General features: G+C 55.4%; 17 protein-coding genes and 3 tRNA genes. 13 read left to right on the forward strand and 7 right to left on the reverse strand.

The window, feature by feature from the left end; translation table 11 throughout:
* Window positions 1-156 precede the first annotated feature (156 nt).
* The 7 genes from JJL52_RS14670 to JJL52_RS14700 all read left to right on the forward strand — a co-directional run bounded on the left by JJL52_RS14670 (window position 157) and on the right by JJL52_RS14700 (window position 4,997).
* Window positions 157-948, forward strand: coding sequence for an energy transducer TonB (locus tag JJL52_RS14670; RefSeq protein WP_202053244.1), 792 nt, complete (start codon window positions 157-159; stop codon window positions 946-948).
* A gap of 16 nt (window positions 949-964) precedes the next feature.
* Complete coding sequence (locus JJL52_RS14675; RefSeq protein ID WP_202053245.1) at window positions 965-1,630, forward strand: MotA/TolQ/ExbB proton channel family protein; 666 nt, start codon at window positions 965-967, stop codon at window positions 1,628-1,630.
* A gap of 1 nt (window position 1,631) precedes the next feature.
* A complete protein-coding gene (locus tag JJL52_RS14680; protein ID WP_202053246.1) occupies window positions 1,632-2,042 on the forward strand; it encodes an ExbD/TolR family protein in 411 nt (136 codons plus the stop codon).
* A gap of 84 nt (window positions 2,043-2,126) precedes the next feature.
* Complete coding sequence (locus JJL52_RS14685; protein ID WP_202053247.1) at window positions 2,127-3,101, forward strand: ABC transporter substrate-binding protein; 975 nt, start codon at window positions 2,127-2,129, stop codon at window positions 3,099-3,101.
* Window positions 3,102-3,112: 11 nt separating this feature from the next.
* Entirely contained in the window at window positions 3,113-3,859 is a 747-nt protein-coding gene (locus tag JJL52_RS14690; RefSeq protein ID WP_202053248.1) for an ABC transporter permease, read from the forward strand.
* Window positions 3,856-4,596 carry an ATP-binding cassette domain-containing protein gene (locus tag JJL52_RS14695; RefSeq protein ID WP_202053249.1) on the forward strand — a complete coding sequence of 247 codons (741 nt, stop codon included), beginning with the start codon at window positions 3,856-3,858 and terminating at the stop codon, window positions 4,594-4,596. The genes JJL52_RS14690 and JJL52_RS14695 overlap by 4 nt, the downstream gene beginning before the upstream one ends.
* A 128-nt stretch (window positions 4,597-4,724) precedes the next feature.
* Window positions 4,725-4,997 (forward strand): hypothetical protein, encoded by a 273-nt coding sequence (locus JJL52_RS14700; protein WP_202053250.1) that lies wholly within the window; start codon window positions 4,725-4,727, stop codon window positions 4,995-4,997.
* A 147-nt stretch (window positions 4,998-5,144) separates the two neighbouring features.
* Here the strand turns inward: JJL52_RS14700 and JJL52_RS14705 are convergent, their stop codons facing one another.
* Together JJL52_RS14705 and JJL52_RS14710 are read right to left on the reverse strand one after the other, a co-directional pair.
* Complete coding sequence (locus JJL52_RS14705; protein WP_202053251.1) at window positions 5,145-6,689, reverse strand: hydroxymethylglutaryl-CoA lyase-like TIM-barrel protein; 1,545 nt, start codon at window positions 6,687-6,689, stop codon at window positions 5,145-5,147.
* Window positions 6,690-6,839: 150 nt separating this feature from the next.
* On the reverse strand, window positions 6,840-8,087 hold the full coding sequence (locus tag JJL52_RS14710; RefSeq protein WP_202053252.1) for an MgtC/SapB family protein: 1,248 nt from the start codon (window positions 8,085-8,087) through the stop codon (window positions 6,840-6,842).
* Window positions 8,088-8,348: 261 nt separating this feature from the next.
* Between JJL52_RS14710 and JJL52_RS14715 the strand changes: the two genes are divergently transcribed.
* Window positions 8,349-8,753 (forward strand): hypothetical protein, encoded by a 405-nt coding sequence (locus tag JJL52_RS14715; RefSeq protein ID WP_202053253.1) that lies wholly within the window; start codon window positions 8,349-8,351, stop codon window positions 8,751-8,753.
* Between the two features lies 1 nt (window position 8,754).
* Here the strand turns inward: JJL52_RS14715 and JJL52_RS14720 are convergent, their stop codons facing one another.
* On the reverse strand, window positions 8,755-9,219 hold the full coding sequence (locus tag JJL52_RS14720) for a YbhB/YbcL family Raf kinase inhibitor-like protein (RefSeq protein ID WP_336885078.1): 465 nt from the start codon (window positions 9,217-9,219) through the stop codon (window positions 8,755-8,757).
* A gap of 416 nt (window positions 9,220-9,635) precedes the next feature.
* Between JJL52_RS14720 and JJL52_RS14725 the strand changes: the two genes are divergently transcribed.
* The 5 genes from JJL52_RS14725 to JJL52_RS14745 all read left to right on the forward strand — a co-directional run bounded on the left by JJL52_RS14725 (window position 9,636) and on the right by JJL52_RS14745 (window position 12,132).
* Window positions 9,636-9,712 (forward strand) — tRNA-Pro (locus JJL52_RS14725).
* Window positions 9,713-9,715: 3 nt separating this feature from the next.
* A tRNA-Arg gene (locus JJL52_RS14730) sits at window positions 9,716-9,792 on the forward strand.
* A gap of 29 nt (window positions 9,793-9,821) precedes the next feature.
* Window positions 9,822-9,897, forward strand: a tRNA-His gene (locus JJL52_RS14735).
* Window positions 9,898-10,236: 339 nt separating this feature from the next.
* The gene (locus JJL52_RS14740; protein ID WP_202053255.1) at window positions 10,237-10,482 is read left to right on the forward strand and encodes a DUF6316 family protein; all 246 of its coding nucleotides are present in this window, start codon (window positions 10,237-10,239) and stop codon (window positions 10,480-10,482) included.
* Window positions 10,483-11,082: 600 nt separating this feature from the next.
* Complete coding sequence (locus JJL52_RS14745; protein ID WP_202053256.1) at window positions 11,083-12,132, forward strand: SDR family oxidoreductase; 1,050 nt, start codon at window positions 11,083-11,085, stop codon at window positions 12,130-12,132.
* Window positions 12,133-12,431: 299 nt separating this feature from the next.
* On the opposite strand, the gene JJL52_RS14750 is transcribed toward JJL52_RS14745, so the two are convergent.
* The 4 genes from JJL52_RS14750 to JJL52_RS14765 all read right to left on the reverse strand — a co-directional run bounded on the left by JJL52_RS14750 (window position 12,432) and on the right by JJL52_RS14765 (window position 14,828).
* Window positions 12,432-12,635, reverse strand: a complete 204-nt coding sequence (locus JJL52_RS14750) for a CsbD family protein (protein WP_202053257.1) — start codon at window positions 12,633-12,635, stop codon at window positions 12,432-12,434.
* A 185-nt stretch (window positions 12,636-12,820) separates the two neighbouring features.
* Window positions 12,821-13,054, reverse strand: a complete 234-nt coding sequence (locus tag JJL52_RS14755) for a ChaB family protein (protein ID WP_202053258.1) — start codon at window positions 13,052-13,054, stop codon at window positions 12,821-12,823.
* An 86-nt stretch (window positions 13,055-13,140) separates the two neighbouring features.
* Window positions 13,141-14,133 carry a hypothetical protein gene (locus tag JJL52_RS14760; RefSeq protein WP_202053259.1) on the reverse strand — a complete coding sequence of 331 codons (993 nt, stop codon included), beginning with the start codon at window positions 14,131-14,133 and terminating at the stop codon, window positions 13,141-13,143.
* 374 nt (window positions 14,134-14,507) lie between these two features.
* Complete coding sequence (locus JJL52_RS14765) at window positions 14,508-14,828, reverse strand: YqfO family protein (RefSeq protein ID WP_202053260.1); 321 nt, start codon at window positions 14,826-14,828, stop codon at window positions 14,508-14,510.
* Window positions 14,829-15,018 lie beyond the last annotated feature (190 nt).

Genomic DNA, 15,018 nt, shown 5'->3' on the forward strand with positions numbered 1-15,018 from the left:
AACGGTATTTCTTTACCTGCCTTTTGTGGATCGGGGTAAAGTGATAGGTGGTGAGATGTACGCACTTACGAAATGCCGGGCAAACCGTAGCCGATTGGTAAAACCCTGCCGGGGCTATTAAAATATCCCTTTTATATGTTCGGTCTGACTACCTCCATGCAGTTTTTTAAAATCCGGGAAAACGCTCCGGGCGAGAGCCGTAACGAATCGGCGCGTCTATCCCAGGATGGCGGTTCGGTAAACGGCGACTCTCTGCATCGGCAATTGATCTTTATATTTCTGGGGGTGCTGTTGGTGCATGGGGTGCTGATTGCTTACCTGCAGCGCACGCCGGTGACGGAAACGCCGGCCGAGCCGTTGGTGATGGCGGTGGAATTGCTGACCGCCCCGGCGCCGCAAGCGGCTAAACCGGCCCCGCTTGCGCCGCCGGTCGAGCAGCCCAAACCCCAGCCCAAACCGGTCAAGCCTAAGAAAGCACCGGTGCCGCCAAAGAAGCCGCAGGTAGTACGCAAACCGGTCACGGCGCCACCGGAGCCCAAAGCGGTGCCGGCAGCGAAAGCGGAAACTGCGGTGTCCGTGCCGACTCCTGCCCCGACCGCGATGGCGACGCGGCCTCAGCCCCCGGTTCCGGCTGCGCCTCCGGCACAACCGAAGGCGGAACCTTTTACCGAAGCGAACTACCGGGCCAATTACAAATCCAATCCCAAGCCCGAGTATCCGCGCCTGGCCAAAAGCCGCGGCTGGCAGGGCAGGGTGCTGCTGCGCGTTCAAGTCACCGCCGAAGGCCGGAGTGCCGCCGTTTCGGTACAGCAGAGCAGCGGCCATGAATTGCTCGATGAGGCGGCGGTCGAGGCGGTCCGGAACTGGACCTTCATTCCGGCCAAACGCGGCGATACGCCGGTCGCCAGCGCGGTCACCGTGCCGATCCAATTCAAACTGAACGAATAACCTTCTGGAGAAGTTGATGCCACTGCAAATCCCGCCGTCGCTGATTATCGACGGTACTCTCTACGCGTTACTGCTGTTTTCGGTGATCACCTGGACGATCATTGTATTCAAGACCTGGCAGTTCAGCCGGAACAGCCGCGATAACCGGCGCTACCTGGATGCCTTTTGGGAGGCGCCAAATCTGGAGGCTGCCGAAAGCCTGCCGGCCCAACTCATCCGGGGCCCCAAGGCGAACATCGCCCAACGGGGCTTCGTGTGGCTGGCCGACCTGAAAGAGACCGGCGGAGCGGCATTGAAATACCGCGGCGAACCGGAGGCCCTGCTCGAGCAAGCTTTGCGCATCCAGACCCAGTATGAACTGCGGACGATGGAAAGCGGTCTGACGCTGCTTGCCAGCATCGGCAGCACCGCGCCATTCGTGGGTCTGTTCGGGACCGTGCTCGGGATCATGAATGCGTTGCAGGACATCAGCAAGAGCGGCTCGGCGAGCCTCGACGTGGTGGCCGGACCGATCGGCGACGCGCTGATTGCGACCGCGATCGGGATTGCGGTCGCGGTGCCGGCGGTGTTGGCCTACAACTATTTTGTGAAGCGCGCGAAGCAGCAGCGGGTCGGTCTGGAAAACTTCGCCGACGGCTTTCTGCATATTGCATTCAATTCGGACGCGCACGCGAGGCAATGACATGGCTTTTAAAGCGCAATCGGACGACCAGGAAGCGGTCAGCGAAATCAATGTGACGCCGCTGGTCGACGTGATGCTGGTGCTGGTGATTATCTTGTTGGTCACCGCCCCGCTGTTGACCCAATCGGTGAAGGTGAATTTGCCGAAAACCGCGCAGACGACCGCGGACGTGAAGGATCAGCCGTTGCAGCTCGGCATCGACGCGCACGGGGCGCTGACCCTGAATAAAAAACCGCTCCCGGATACGGCAGCGCTCGAAGCGGCGTTGAAAGAAGAACTGGCCCGCGATCCGGAAATCGCTGTCCACCTTTATGCGGACCAGGCCGTCAATTACGGCAAAGTCGCTGAAGCGATGGCCGCGGTGCAACATGCAGGGATTGCGAAAATGGGCTTCGTGACGGTCGAACGGTAATTGCGGTCGATTCGCCATTCCAGCTTTTGGTGAGAGGCTCCGTTCCGGTAGGGATAGAATATCAACCCGACAGATTATGATGTTATGGTCATGAACAAATTGAATCACATTCTTTTGAGCGCGCTGTTGTCGATTTCCGGCGCAAGCATTGCGGGCGATCAAGTTCCGATCCGTATCGGCGTCCAAGCCGCCGGTACGTCAGGCTGGGAGTTATCGGTGTTGGAACATGATCCGCAAAAAGCTGCGCGCGGGTTTACGGTAGAGACGCAGCCGCTCGCGAACGCCGAGGCCGGCAAGATCGCTCTGCAGTCCGGTGCGGTCGACATGATCGTTTCGGACTGGATTTGGGTGTCCAGAATGCGCGCGTCGGGGGCCGGTTTGACTTTCTACCCGTATTCGACCACCTCCGGCGCACTGATTGTCCCCGGAAACAGTCCGATCAAGTCGATCGCCGACCTGCGAGGCAAACGCCTCGGCATCGCGGGCGGCGAACTCGATAAAAACTGGCTGCTGTTGAAGGCGCTGGCGAAAAAAGAAGGGATCGACCTGGAGGCGAGCGTCGAAAAAGTCTTCGGCGCACCGCCTTTGATCGACGAGCAACTGAAACTCGGGCGTATCGATGCGGCGCTGAATTACTGGCATTTTGCAGCGCGGCTGGAAGTCCAGGGTTACCGGCAAATCATCGACGGCAAAGGCATTCTGCAAGGGCTCGGGGTCACCGACCCGGTGGCGAATATCGGTTATGTGTTCAAACAAGGATGGGCCAACGCTCATAAGCAGGCCGTGAACGATTTTCTGCGCGCGGCGGAAGACGCTAAAAAACAGTTGTGCTCGGAAGATCGGGCCTGGCGGAATGTGATCCCCATGCTGAAAGCGAATGACCAGGCTACCCAGGACAAACTCAGGCAGCGCTATTGCAGCGGCATCGTGCAGGCGGGCGGAAAAGCCGGGCAACAGGCGGCGGAACGGATTTATCGGCTGCTGCGCGAGTTGAGCGGCAACCGGTTGACCGGCGAGGCCGCCGCGCTGCAGCCGGGTACGTTTTGGACTCTCGACTGATCCCGCGCATTTTGAGCAGATTGCAGAAATTTTTTCCGGCCTTATCGCTGGCGGCTTTTCTCGCGGTATGGCAGGTTCTCGCGCTCGCGCTGGACAGTACGCTGCTGCCTTCGCCGCTAACGGTGCTCGGCGTCTTTTGGCTGGAACTGATCTCCGGGCAGCTGACTTATCATTTGGGCGCTACTTTGATTCGCCTGATCGTCAGCTTCACGATTGCGATGCTGCTCGGTTCAGCGATCGGGCTTGCGCTCGGACGCAATAAAAAGCTCGACGCCTTCTTCGACAACTGGCTGGTGATCTTCCTGAACATTCCGGCGCTGGTGATGATCATCCTGTGTTACGTCTGGTTCGGACTGAACGAAGCCTCGGCGATACTGGCGGTCTTGATCAACAAGCTGCCGAATGTGGTCGTGACGGTCCGCGAAGGCGCCCGCGCGCTCGACCAGGACTTATTGGATATGGCGCGCTGCTACCGCCTGAGCCGGCTCGACACGCTCAGGCATGTGATCTGGCCGCAGCTGCATCCGTTCCTGATGAGCGCGACCCGCTCCGGTCTGGCCCTGATCTGGAAAATCATATTGATCGTCGAGCTGCTGGGCCGCAACAACGGCGTCGGCTTTCAACTGCATCTGTATTTTCAGTTGTTCGATGTGGCGAGCATTCTGGCTTACTCGATCGCGTTCGTGATCGTGATTCAAGGGATCGAGCACACGATTCTGAAGCCGCTGGATAAAAAATCGCAAAGGTGGCGCCGGTGACCGATATTCAGATCGACATCCGGGAGAAAGTTTTTCCTGCGGTAGGGCAGGCGGCGCCGCATGCGGCGATCCAAGATTTCCGTCTGACGTTGCGTTCGGGCGAGTTCGTTTGCCTGGTCGGCCCGTCCGGCTGCGGCAAGACGACGCTGCTGAACATCGTCGCCGGCCTCGATCGGGATTACCAGGGCGAGATCCGGATCGGCCGCCAGCAGGCGCTGCCGAAGATCGGCTATATCTTTCAGAATCCGCGCCTGTTGCCCTGGCGTACGGTCAGGCAGAATATCGAGCTGGTCCTGCAGGACCCATCCGCCGGCAATACGGTCGATTTTCTGCTCGAAGCGATGCAGTTGACCCGCTTCCAACACGTCTATCCGGAACGCCTGTCGCTGGGAATGAGCCGGCGGGTCGCGATCATCCGCGCGTTCGCGATCGATCCCGAGCTGCTCTTGATGGACGAACCGTTCGTGTCGCTCGATCCGCCGACTGCGCGGCAGGTCCGGGAATTGCTGCTGGATCTTTGGCGGAAGCGCCCGCATACCGTGTTGTTTGTTACGCACGACCTGCGCGAAGCGATTGCATTGGCCGACCGGCTGATTTTCCTGTCGCCTTCGCCGATGTCGGTGATAGGGGATATTCGGGTGCCGATCGAGCGGCATCTGAGGCAGGATGAAAACGAAATCGAAGCGTTCCGGCGCCGGCTTCTGGATGGCGCGCCCCATATAAAACAACTTCTGTAGCGATTCGGCGCCGGCTTCCGGTCGCGCCAAATCGGGGTTGCCAATTGCTGCGATTTGCCCGATACTAGCGGTTATCAGGCTTAGAAACCAACAGGGCTAGCCCTATTCATCATCGGAGACACATCATCATGAAAAAAACAGTAATTCTGGGACTTCTGGCCGCGGGGTTTACGTTCGGCTCATTTAGCGCGTCAGCCGCCAGCGACGACCAATACCCGGCCGCCAACTTCCAGCCGAAGGTCGTCTTTATCGATAAGGACGCAGCCGCTGCAGCATCGAGCGGCAGTGCTTCCGAATCGGTCAAATGCCCCGGACAGGCGCAAGCTGCTGCCAAGCAAACCGAATTCGATCCGAAATATCCGGCGGCCAGCTTCGAGCCAAAAGTGGTTTATCCTAACTGATCCATCTTCGCGAACCGGGGCGGTTTGATAAAAACGTAATTCGACGTTCCCGGCTTACAGGTGACGGGTTGCGGCTGATGGAGCCGTAACCCTTCTTACAATCCTTCCATCTCAACCCGGTTTGGGCCGGTGTACAATTAATCCGAATCAGGCCTGGCTCGTCTTCAGTTCGTGCAACTGCATGTTGATGATCTTCAGCGTCGCCATCACGCCGGCGAATACCTGGTTCGCATGCACGCCGCGCGTCTTGCGCAGTTCAGTGCCGCAATCCCAGGTGATCACGCATTCGGTCAGCGCATCGGTATGGCCTCCTTTGGGAATCCTGACTTCGTAGTCGGCCAATGCGGGTAGGGTGTAGTCGTGCAGTTTCAATACTTTGTCTATCGCGTCGATGAACGCATCGAAGCCGCCGTTTCCTGATCCGGAAGTCTGATGTTTCTCGCCGTTGACTTCGACCCGAAGGCTTGCGGTCGATTCGAGATGGAGGCCGCTCGTAATCGAACAGTTGAGCAGGCGGATATGCTCGTAGCTCTTGCTTTCGAGCACGTCGGCGATGATGAACGGCAGGTCGTCGGTTGTAATCGTCTGCTTCGAGTCGCCAAGCTGCACGATACGGGCCAGCACTTTTTTCTGATTCTCCTCGGACAGGTCGACTTCCAGGAGTTCCAGGTTCTTTTTCAGCGATGCCTTGCCGCTCATCTTACCTAGTGCATAACTGCGCGTGCGCGAGAAGCGTTCGGGACTCAGTCGCGTCTTGTACAGTCCGCCCTTATGGTCGCCGTCGGCATGGATGCCGGCGGTCTGCGTGAACACGTCGGAGCCGATGATCGGTGCATTCGCGGCAATGCGCTTGCCGGAAAAATTCTCGACCATCTGGCTGATCCGGACGATATGGGTTTCGTCGATCGACAGTTCCATTGCCATCTTGTCGCGCAGCACGACCGCGACTTCCGCGAGCGAGGCATTGCCGGCCCGTTCGCCGAGACAGTTGACCGTGCAATGGACCGAACTGACGCCGGCGCGCACTGCGGCCATTACGTTTGCGGTGGCGAGGCCGTAATCGTTGTGCGGATGAAAATCGAATTGCAGCGCCGGGTAGCGGCGGCACATGTCGCCGATGCTCGCGAACACTTCGTCCGGCGACATGACGCCGAGCGTGTCGGGCAGCATGAAGTGGCTGATGCCCGCATCTTTCAGATTGTCCATTAGGCCGAATACATACTCCGGGCTGTTCTGGTAGCCGTTCGACCAGTCTTCCAGATACACGTTGACCGTCAGCCCTTTTTGCTGCGCGTAATCGATCGTTTGCTGAATATCCTGGGTATGCTGTTCGAGCGTTTTGCCGAGCTGCTCGCGGCAGTGCTTTTCGCTGCCTTTGGTCAACAGGTTGATCACGCTGCCGCCGGTTTCCAGAATCCAGTCCACGCTGCGCGTATGGTCGACGAAGCCCAATACCTCGACGCGGCCGCCAAAGCCTTCCTGGCTGGCCCATTCGTTGATGCTGGCCACCGCCTCTTTCTCGCCCTGCGAAACCCGGGCCGAAGCTACTTCGATCCGGTCCACGCGCAGCCATTGCAGGAGCGCCTTCGCGATATTGACTTTTTCCGCAGGCGTGAACGAAACGCCCTGCGTTTGTTCGCCGTCGCGCAAGGTCGTGTCCATGAGCTGGATATAACGGGATTCTGTAGCCATAGTCGAAGTTTTAACGTTCGGGCGCAGTCAGTCGTAGGAAACCGCGCAGATCGAGTTTGTAGAAAACCTTTTATTGTACACCTATATTGGCTGACTTTGACATGCGGATTACCGGCCGGCGGGAAAAATCGCCTGATTCTGCGGCGGCGGTCAGTTCAGAACCCACCCGGCCAGGATCGAAGCGGCCAGCGGGCCGGCTACCCTGAAACCCAGCGCACGTCCGCCGATCATTCCAGAGATCAGTCCCTTGAAGCCCGAGTTGACCGCTACCGCAATAAAAACCGCCTCTGCGGCGACCGCGATTTCCAGGCCCTGTTTGTGCATCTGCGCCATCGACAGGGTGATCGGGTCGACATCGACAATACCCGAAATGCCGGCCAGCACGTACGCGCCCGCATTGCCGAACTGGATTTGCAGAAACTTCGACAGCAGCATGATGATAAAGAGGAAGGCGCCGAACTTCAGCGCCATGCCCAGTTGGAAAGGATTTTCAAGCGGTATGTCGCCCGAGCCGTCCCGCTTCGGTTGGGTATTCAGCCAAAGCAGCAGAGCCGCCAGATAGGTGATGGCGCTCATCGCCGACAGGGAAACCAGAAGCTTGTGGAACAACGCCGAATTCATGATGAACGCCAGGAGCAGAGTGCGGGCGAACATGGTCGCGCAGGCGGTTAAAGTCCCCGCCGCCAGCGTGTTGTGCAGGGTGTCGTCGTGTTTCGCGATGCGCGCCAGATTGATCGCGACCGCGGTTGACGAAACCAGGCCGCCGAAGGCGCCGGTCACGATCGGCCCGAGCCGGTTGCCCGTTATTTTTATTGCAAAATAGCCCAGATACGAAATGCCCGCGATCAATACCACCATCCACCAGACATGGTAGGGATTGAACATTTGCCAGGGGCCGTAACCTTGATCGGGCAGAACCGGCAGCATCACGACCGAGATCAGCAGCAGTTTCAGTGTGGCCTCGAGTTCTCTTTGGTCAAGTTTACTGACCCAGCCGTGCAGTAGCGGCTTGAAGCCGAGCAGCAGCGTGGCGACGACCGCCGACGATGCCGCCAGCACGGCATAGCCGAATACTGCCAGTGCTCCCAGAATGAAGGCGAGCATCGAGGCGATCTCGCTGGTAATCCCGATATCTTCGAATTTGTTCTGATTTTTGCTGTATGCGGCAAGCAGGATCAGCGCCAGCGCTATGAAGACGATACCGATCAGCAAGGGGCCGGCCTGTCTGGCCAGCAGTGCGCTTAACCCGCCTAAAAGACTGATCAGGCCGTAGGTGCGAAGTCCCGCGATGCGCATACCTTCGCTGAGTTCGCGTTCGCGCCAGCCGCGTTCCAGTCCGATCAGCAGACCGAGTACCAGTGCGATGCCCAGCAGCTTGAAATTTTCCAGATCGGTCATGCGTTTCCTGGCGGAATAAAATAAAGGCTAAAGGCAACGGGATCCTGTGCAGCGCACATCATACCTTGAAAGACCAATCCACAGAACCTGTGGATAAAGTTGTTCATTGCGCGTTTATAATTCACGCAACTGCTTGCTCTGCTTGAGGCCGCGTTAAAATGATTAAAAATTGATCAGGCGGCGGAGATTAATGTTTGGGTTTGCGGTGAAGGTAGGTCTTCAGAGGCTGATGCTAACTCGTCCGCTGCAAAAGGAGTTATGATGAGAATCGTCCTAAAGGGGGCGCCCGCTGTGGCAATGCTGGCGATCAGCCTGATTGTGCTGACACCGCTTTGCGGTTTGTTGTTCGCCTGCGGTTGCGCCTGGCCGTGGTCCGGTTTCTTCTTCGGCTGCAATTATTTCGATCCGGCCAGTGCACACCGCTGCCCTTGGTGTACCTTGCCGCTGGCGGGCGGGCTTCCGGTTATTTTTGCCGTATTCGCCTCATGGACGGGCGTTTTCGCGTCGATTTGGCCGAAGCGGCCGGATTTTCTCATTCGAACCGGCGCGGGAATACTGGTTTTTCTCTGCGTCGCGCTGCTTTCGGGGTGGCTCGCGGCACATCATCGGCATTATCCGTTCGGGCCGGCAGGGGGCGGGAAAACGGCTGCAGGGGCTCTTCGGTAAATCAATGCCGGTAAGTGCCGATCAGTTCGGCCTGTCCGATTACATGTCCGGACATTGCCTCTTCAAGCCGGCTTTTGTCAGGGCTGTCAAGATCGGGCAGTACGGTATCCAGCGCATAGAGTTTGAAGAAATAACGGTGCCGGCCGATCGGCGGGCAGGGGCCGCCGTAGTCGGCCCGTTTCCAGTCATTCAGCCCTTGCAGGGTGCCGGGCGGCAGTTTTTCCGCCTTGGCAGCCAGTCCTGTGGACGAAGCCGGGATATTGTAAAGCACCCAATGTACCCAGACCAGTTTGGGGGCGGCCGGGTCGGGCGCATCGGGGTCGTCGACGATCAGAGCCAGGCTCTGAGTGCCGGTCGGTAGATTCAACCAACTCAATGGCGGCGCAATATCGTCGCCGTCGCAAGTGTAGCGTTTCGGAATTTCGCCCATGTGTGCAAAGTCCGGAGATTCAAGTTTCAGATTCATGGTTTTATTTCCCTCGGCAACGGCCGCCTCAGTGAAAACGCAAAAAATCAACGGCATCGCGTACACGCAAAACAATCGGCACCATGTCATAGCTTCTTCTCCAAAACGTCAAATCCCGTTCACTGTTGTGCTGGCAGGAACCTTATTATGACTTGCAAGCGTACGCGGATGCTACTATTTGATGATTGCCCGCTCAATAAATTCCTGCCGCGGCAACCGTCTTCACTTGCTACTGGAAGAGGATTGCAAATCCGTATATAATGCTACAGGCAGATGAATGTATCCTACATATCTGCGGACCGTTAAAATAATTTGATCAAAACGAAAAAATATTTGACGGCGACTCGATATATCGTTATCATAGTCAACTCTTCAAGGGTGGCTGAGAAAGTCACAAGCCAGATAAGGAAGATACACGGGGTATAGCGCAGCCTGGTAGCGCGCCTGCTTTGGGAGCAGGATGTCGGGGGTTCAAATCCCTCTACCCCGACCACTAGCGCTTGTAGCTCAGCCGGATAGAGCATCGGCCTTCTAAGCCGAGGGTCGCAGGTTCGAGTCCTGCCAAGCGCGCCATTTCTTGATGTCGGTTTTTTCCTATAATGGTGAGCGTAGCTCAGTTGGTAGAGCACTGGATTGTGATTCCGGTTGTCGTGGGTTCGAGCCCCATCGTTCACCCCACCTTATCTAGGCCAGGCATCATTTCTGGGAATGTCTGATTAGATCATTTAAACCAATTCCTTAATGATCTCCCTCAAGCCTTCGATAAGCTCGTATAATCCCCCTCTATCCTCTTTTCGTACTAAAGTTTTGAGTGAGACTGCTAATTTCGTCAGCCGTATCCTCTCCGTCGTATACCTCCCCTCTCTACTTTTCCTCCTGTTATTCATTCTTCGATAACGGATTATTCCAATTGCCTATAGTCTGCCTTGCAGATGACTGTTAACGTTTCGCACTATGCTAGCAAAATGGATATTCCTTGCTAATATTAGGGTTGACAGCATTTTATAACGGACTCAAATGTTTCGAGCAGCACGAATTTATATTCAGCGTAACCTTAAAACAGGAAAAACAGAGTGGTTCTTTAAAGCGCGGGAGGGCGATTTTGGCCCTTTTGCCAGTAAGGAGATTGCATTTCACGAGCTTAATGCCTTTATCGATCAGTGCATTGAAAAAGGCAGTGACGGAGGGCGCAATTCCGGCAATAAAACCATGAAATCGAAATTGAAGCTAAAGCGTTCTTCCGTTTTCAAGTTTCCGCAATAAAAAGACGATAGTGGGTTTCAGCCATCGCCGGAGCCCTCTCCGCATGGCCCTGGCTTTAGGCAGCCTTTATTACTTCCCTTATCTTCGCCTCCCATGTGGCGGGGATTATCTTGTACGGCGGAGGGCAAACTTCGCCTTTCGCTTAGCCTCTGCAATAGGCCCTGATTCGAGCCTTTGTTCGGACGAATCGCCCCTCATGATTAGTGTTTTTTCCTTCCCGTCTTTCGTTGTTTCGCGATTTTGAGAAACGGATCATTGCCCAAGCTCCGCCGTTAGACGCAAAAGACGCTTGCCAGAATCTTAACCGGTTAAGCGGGACAGATGAATTATATCGTTTTGAAGCGGCCGCTTGCGGCCAATCTGGCCAAAAAGCGCGCATGGGCACACCAGGTTGGACGCAATGGGTGAGGTCTCGTACGGAAACCTTATCGAAAAGGGATTAGCTTGAATGCGTCGATAAGCTTCCGGCCTGTCGGCATTCAGCATCACAGGCTTTAAACGGGAGTGCCCTTTATTCATTCGCAGAGGATGTAAAGTTAATGTCCCTGTTAGAGCGAGATACGGCGGTGCACTCGTGGAAAGCCCACAGGAGGCAGAAATATGAATTTGAAATCCTTAGAGAAACAATCCATAGTGATTACGGGAGCGACTTCCGGAATCGGTTTGACAACGGCTCGGCTGGCGGCGGAAAAAGGCGCGAAGGTGATGTTGATCGCCCGGAACGAGAAAGCCTTGCGCGATTTGGCGGATGAAATCATGGCCGGGGGCGGGCAGGCGAGTTATGCGGTTGCGGACGTCACCGACCAAAGTGCGTTGCAAGCGGCATCGGATAAGGCGATCGACGAATTCGACGGGTATGACACCTGGGTGAATAATGCGGGCGGATCCATTTACGGGCGAATTATGGATGTTCCCGTGGAAGATTTTCGCCGTCTGTTCGAAACCAACCTCTGGGGCGTGGTGAACGGATCGAAAATCGCGGTAGAGCATCTGCGCAGCAAGGCGGGCGGCGCATTGATCAACATCGGCAGCGAAGTTTCCGATGCGCCGCTGCCGCTGCAAGGCCTCTATGCGGCTTCGAAACATGCCGTCAAGGGGTTTACCGACAGTTTGCGCATGGAACTGGAAGCCGACGGTTTTCCGATTTCGGTAACCTTGATCCAGCCTACCGCGACGGATACCCCATTTCCGGAAAATGCCAGGAATTATCTTCCCTACGAGCCGAAACTTCCGCCCCCGCTTTACGCGCCCGAGCTTGCCGCAGAAGCGATCTTACATTGTGCGACGCATCCGGAGCGGGAGTTCTTCGTTGGCGGGATGGCAAAATTCAATTCCGCATTGGCCCTCCATCTGCCGCGCTTCTACGAGAAAATCAACGAATCGGTGATCGATTCGAGGCAAAATTCGGGTAGAAAGGTACCGGACAAAAGGGCTGACGGATTATACGAAACCCATTCGGAATTGCGGCAACGCGGAAAGGAAGAGCGCTTCGTTTTCGAAAATAGCTTATATCAGCGGGCAAAGCTGCACCCTTTTATGACGGGTGTCTTGCTGGCAGGAGGCACTCTCTGGGCCGTTTCCCGCACCAAAAAACGTAATGATTCCGCCCGGGCCAAGCTTGAAAAAGGAATGACGGCTGCGTTGAAATAAATCCCAAAAGGAGATAACGAATAAAGCGGGTTCGTATCCTCTGGGAATCCCTCGCACGGCTGATGCCCAGAGGATACAAGTACGCTCTATTCACTCCGGTGGAGGGAGTGGGGGGAAATAATTTCCGGAAAGGAAGTTAGGATTTCGGAAAAAACGGCATAGATATATTTTAGGTTTGAACAGCCTAAAACATCCTCCGCATTCGCCTGTGAAGACGCAGCAAGCAAATAGCAAAGAAAAAAATTCAGCCCTGCATTCGAAATAAGGTCATTTCTGGATGCACGGGCTGAATGTTATCTTTACATTTTGAAGGTTTCGACCCGCCGTTCTACCTCGCGTTCGGCTTCATCCTTGGCCATGCCGTAGCGCTCTTGAATTATTCCTACCAGCTTATCGCGTTCGCCGTTGATTTGATCCAATTCATCATCCGTAAGACGGCCCCAGGCAGACTTAACACTGCCTCTCATCTGTTTCCAGTTGCCTTGTACTTGATCCCAGTTCATGATGAACCTCCTCATTAGTGTGAGTAAACAGTTAATGATCAATGAATATACAATATCGATTATGAATAACCGCTATTAAACTTTGAATCGAGATAAGCGGTTACTTCGGTCAGTCTCTCCCAAAAGGGCAACAATTTTTGCATATTCGTATTTCTTCGACCAATTTGCCTTTGAAAGTTCAGCTCTTACTCTTTCTTTTTCCAGTTTCCGGTTTCGCCGTCTTTTTGGTAGTCCTTCTTGACCGCGGCCCAGGCGACTTTATGGGCGGTTTCCTCGCGCGAAGCGTCGCCCCGTCTCTCCTCGGGTTTATCGTACTGGTCCCAAGCGCTATTGAAGGCTTTCAGGTAAATCTCGCAGGCATGCTTCGGCAAGTGCTCCCGCACGTTTTCGGGTAATTCGGACAGTATTTGATAAGGCATAATTCGATTCTCCAGGTTTCCGTACTTGATTATGCGATAGGGCGCTTCATTAAAAGTTCAGCCGCTTAAGGGCCCTGTTTTCGACCTCATATCCCGGTCAGATTGGAAGAGCTTCCATCCGATCGAACTAGGTTTCTGCCGTTGCCCGCGAGCTGGGTGCATTTTTTCTTCGCCGAAGCCGGTGCATAGAGAAAATCGGGGTAGGACATATGGTTTTTCTCGGTCTGGCGAAGCTTGGCACACTCCATGCGCCAGCGCCGCTTGAAGTAATCTTCAAACAGGTCGGGCATGTTCCAGTTGGCCGATTCGAAAGAATACTCCGACTTTGCCTTCAATTCGGTCTGCCAATGCAAGTAAGGCATTCTGCCGACCGGTTCCGCAAGGTAAAAGCTGTTGTAGACTTCCATCATTTTCGAGGCGTTGCGGAGAATGATGAACAATGGGATGCTCGGCAGCGTGTCGTACACGAAAACGCCGAGCGAACCTTCGGTGCGGCTGTCGATGCGCCCGGCGATGTCTTCGAGCGATGATAAAAACAGGCGGTTGTATTGGCGGAACTCTTCGACGCCGTAGTCGATGATCTCGCCCGCGCACAATTCCGAAATGGGGCAGTCCTTCAAAATCATCATCCTGAAATGCACGCCTTTGCGGATCGCGTGTTCGAGTTCGCGGCAGTGATGCTTGTAGCGCGGATCGAAGGTGATCAACCAGTACACATAATCGCCGTGATAGAGCCCATGCATGATCTCCGAAAAATCGAGCTCCTTGTTGGTGATCCCGACAAAGCCGCGCTTGGTGGCGTTGATTACGGTTCCGTCGATATAGCGGGTCAGCACTTTCTGAAACATCTGCTCGGTTTCCCGGCGCTGCTCGGTGGCGATGATCCAGTGATGGAAAAAACCGACCGAGATGACGACCGAGGTGAACAGGCCGAACTCCGAGATCAGTTTCAATAGCCAGACATATTCCTTGTCGGGAAGATCGCTGGCTAACACACCGAAGATCTTATGGAGGACGAACCCTCCAAAAATCAGAACCAGGGCCAGAAGCCATTTCAGAATGGTGATATTTGAAGACATCGCTTTACCCCGCGATGATTGAGACGATGAATTACCGAATGATATGACTACCGAGTCTTATTCAGCGTACTACTGGCCGATAGACTTCGTTGCTCCTGATTAAATTCACTCTTTCGACCGGTTACGCCCCCTTAGTGAAAATCTCTGAGCTTTACGACTTTAGGCGCCCTTCGACGAAGCGGCCTGCGGCGCGAAAACGGTTGGGCGGCGGATTTTATTGCGTCGAGAACGACGAAAAGCGTGCCGGTTGCGCAAATATCGGGTGTTGGACGAGTGAGAAAATCCTGTGAACAGCAAGCGGTGGCCTGCCGGGCGAATTGAAGAAACAACGGCAATAGTTATTGGCCCGCCATCTGCTGTGGCGCCGAAAAGATCTATAAATCTTCGGCAGTCAGAATCTTATAGACCCGATAAGCCGGTTCTTCGTAGGGATGGACGGCGAGTAAGGTTCGGATGGCTGCTTTAATCGCTTCATCCGGACAGATCATTTCGACCTTATATTCGATCACTTTTTCCGTAGTGCCAGGCTTTCCCAAGTACGGCCGGCTGCCGGTCAGAGGCCGGAACTGGCCCTCGCCCCGCACCTGCCAGCAGCATCGATCGTAATCGTTATGCCGGCCCGCACCCTGCGCAAACAGAGCTCCCTTGACGGCTTCGAGATGCGATTCGGGAACGTAAAAGCAGAGTTGGTACATAGACGTAAGTAGGGTACGCTGTCGACTGCACGGAGGCCACCACTAAAGGGTGGTCTATGGACATAGGTAGGGCAACGCAGGGAGCAGTTGCCGACGACTGCAGGGATGCAGGAGCTAGGGCAACGCAGGGAGCAGTTGCCGACGACTGCAGGGATGCAGGAGGTAGGGCAACGCAAGGAGCAGTTGCCGA

The sequence above is a fragment of the Candidatus Methylomicrobium oryzae genome (genome assembly GCF_016745425.1).
In the GTDB taxonomy this organism is placed as follows: Bacteria; Pseudomonadota; Gammaproteobacteria; order Methylococcales; family Methylomonadaceae; genus Methylomicrobium; species Methylomicrobium oryzae.

Coding starts and splice junctions, on each gene's coding strand:
- JJL52_RS14670 (WP_202053244.1), top strand. CDS start 157: ATGCAGTTTTTTAAAATCCGGGAAAACGCTCCGGGCGAGAGCCGTAAC.
- JJL52_RS14675 (WP_202053245.1), top strand. CDS start 965: ATGCCACTGCAAATCCCGCCGTCGCTGATTATCGACGGTACTCTCTAC.
- JJL52_RS14680 (WP_202053246.1), top strand. CDS start 1,632: ATGGCTTTTAAAGCGCAATCGGACGACCAGGAAGCGGTCAGCGAAATC.
- JJL52_RS14685 (WP_202053247.1), top strand. CDS start 2,127: ATGGTCATGAACAAATTGAATCACATTCTTTTGAGCGCGCTGTTGTCG.
- JJL52_RS14700 (WP_202053250.1), top strand. CDS start 4,725: ATGAAAAAAACAGTAATTCTGGGACTTCTGGCCGCGGGGTTTACGTTC.
- JJL52_RS14705 (WP_202053251.1), bottom strand. CDS start 6,689: ATGGCTACAGAATCCCGTTATATCCAGCTCATGGACACGACCTTGCGC.
- JJL52_RS14710 (WP_202053252.1), bottom strand. CDS start 8,087: ATGACCGATCTGGAAAATTTCAAGCTGCTGGGCATCGCACTGGTACTC.
- JJL52_RS14715 (WP_202053253.1), top strand. CDS start 8,349: ATGAGAATCGTCCTAAAGGGGGCGCCCGCTGTGGCAATGCTGGCGATC.
- JJL52_RS14720 (WP_336885078.1), bottom strand. CDS start 9,219: ATGAATCTGAAACTTGAATCTCCGGACTTTGCACACATGGGCGAAATT.
- JJL52_RS14740 (WP_202053255.1), top strand. CDS start 10,237: ATGTTTCGAGCAGCACGAATTTATATTCAGCGTAACCTTAAAACAGGA.
- JJL52_RS14745 (WP_202053256.1), top strand. CDS start 11,083: ATGAATTTGAAATCCTTAGAGAAACAATCCATAGTGATTACGGGAGCG.
- JJL52_RS14750 (WP_202053257.1), bottom strand. CDS start 12,635: ATGAACTGGGATCAAGTACAAGGCAACTGGAAACAGATGAGAGGCAGT.
- JJL52_RS14755 (WP_202053258.1), bottom strand. CDS start 13,054: ATGCCTTATCAAATACTGTCCGAATTACCCGAAAACGTGCGGGAGCAC.
- JJL52_RS14760 (WP_202053259.1), bottom strand. CDS start 14,133: ATGTCTTCAAATATCACCATTCTGAAATGGCTTCTGGCCCTGGTTCTG.
- JJL52_RS14765 (WP_202053260.1), bottom strand. CDS start 14,828: ATGTACCAACTCTGCTTTTACGTTCCCGAATCGCATCTCGAAGCCGTC.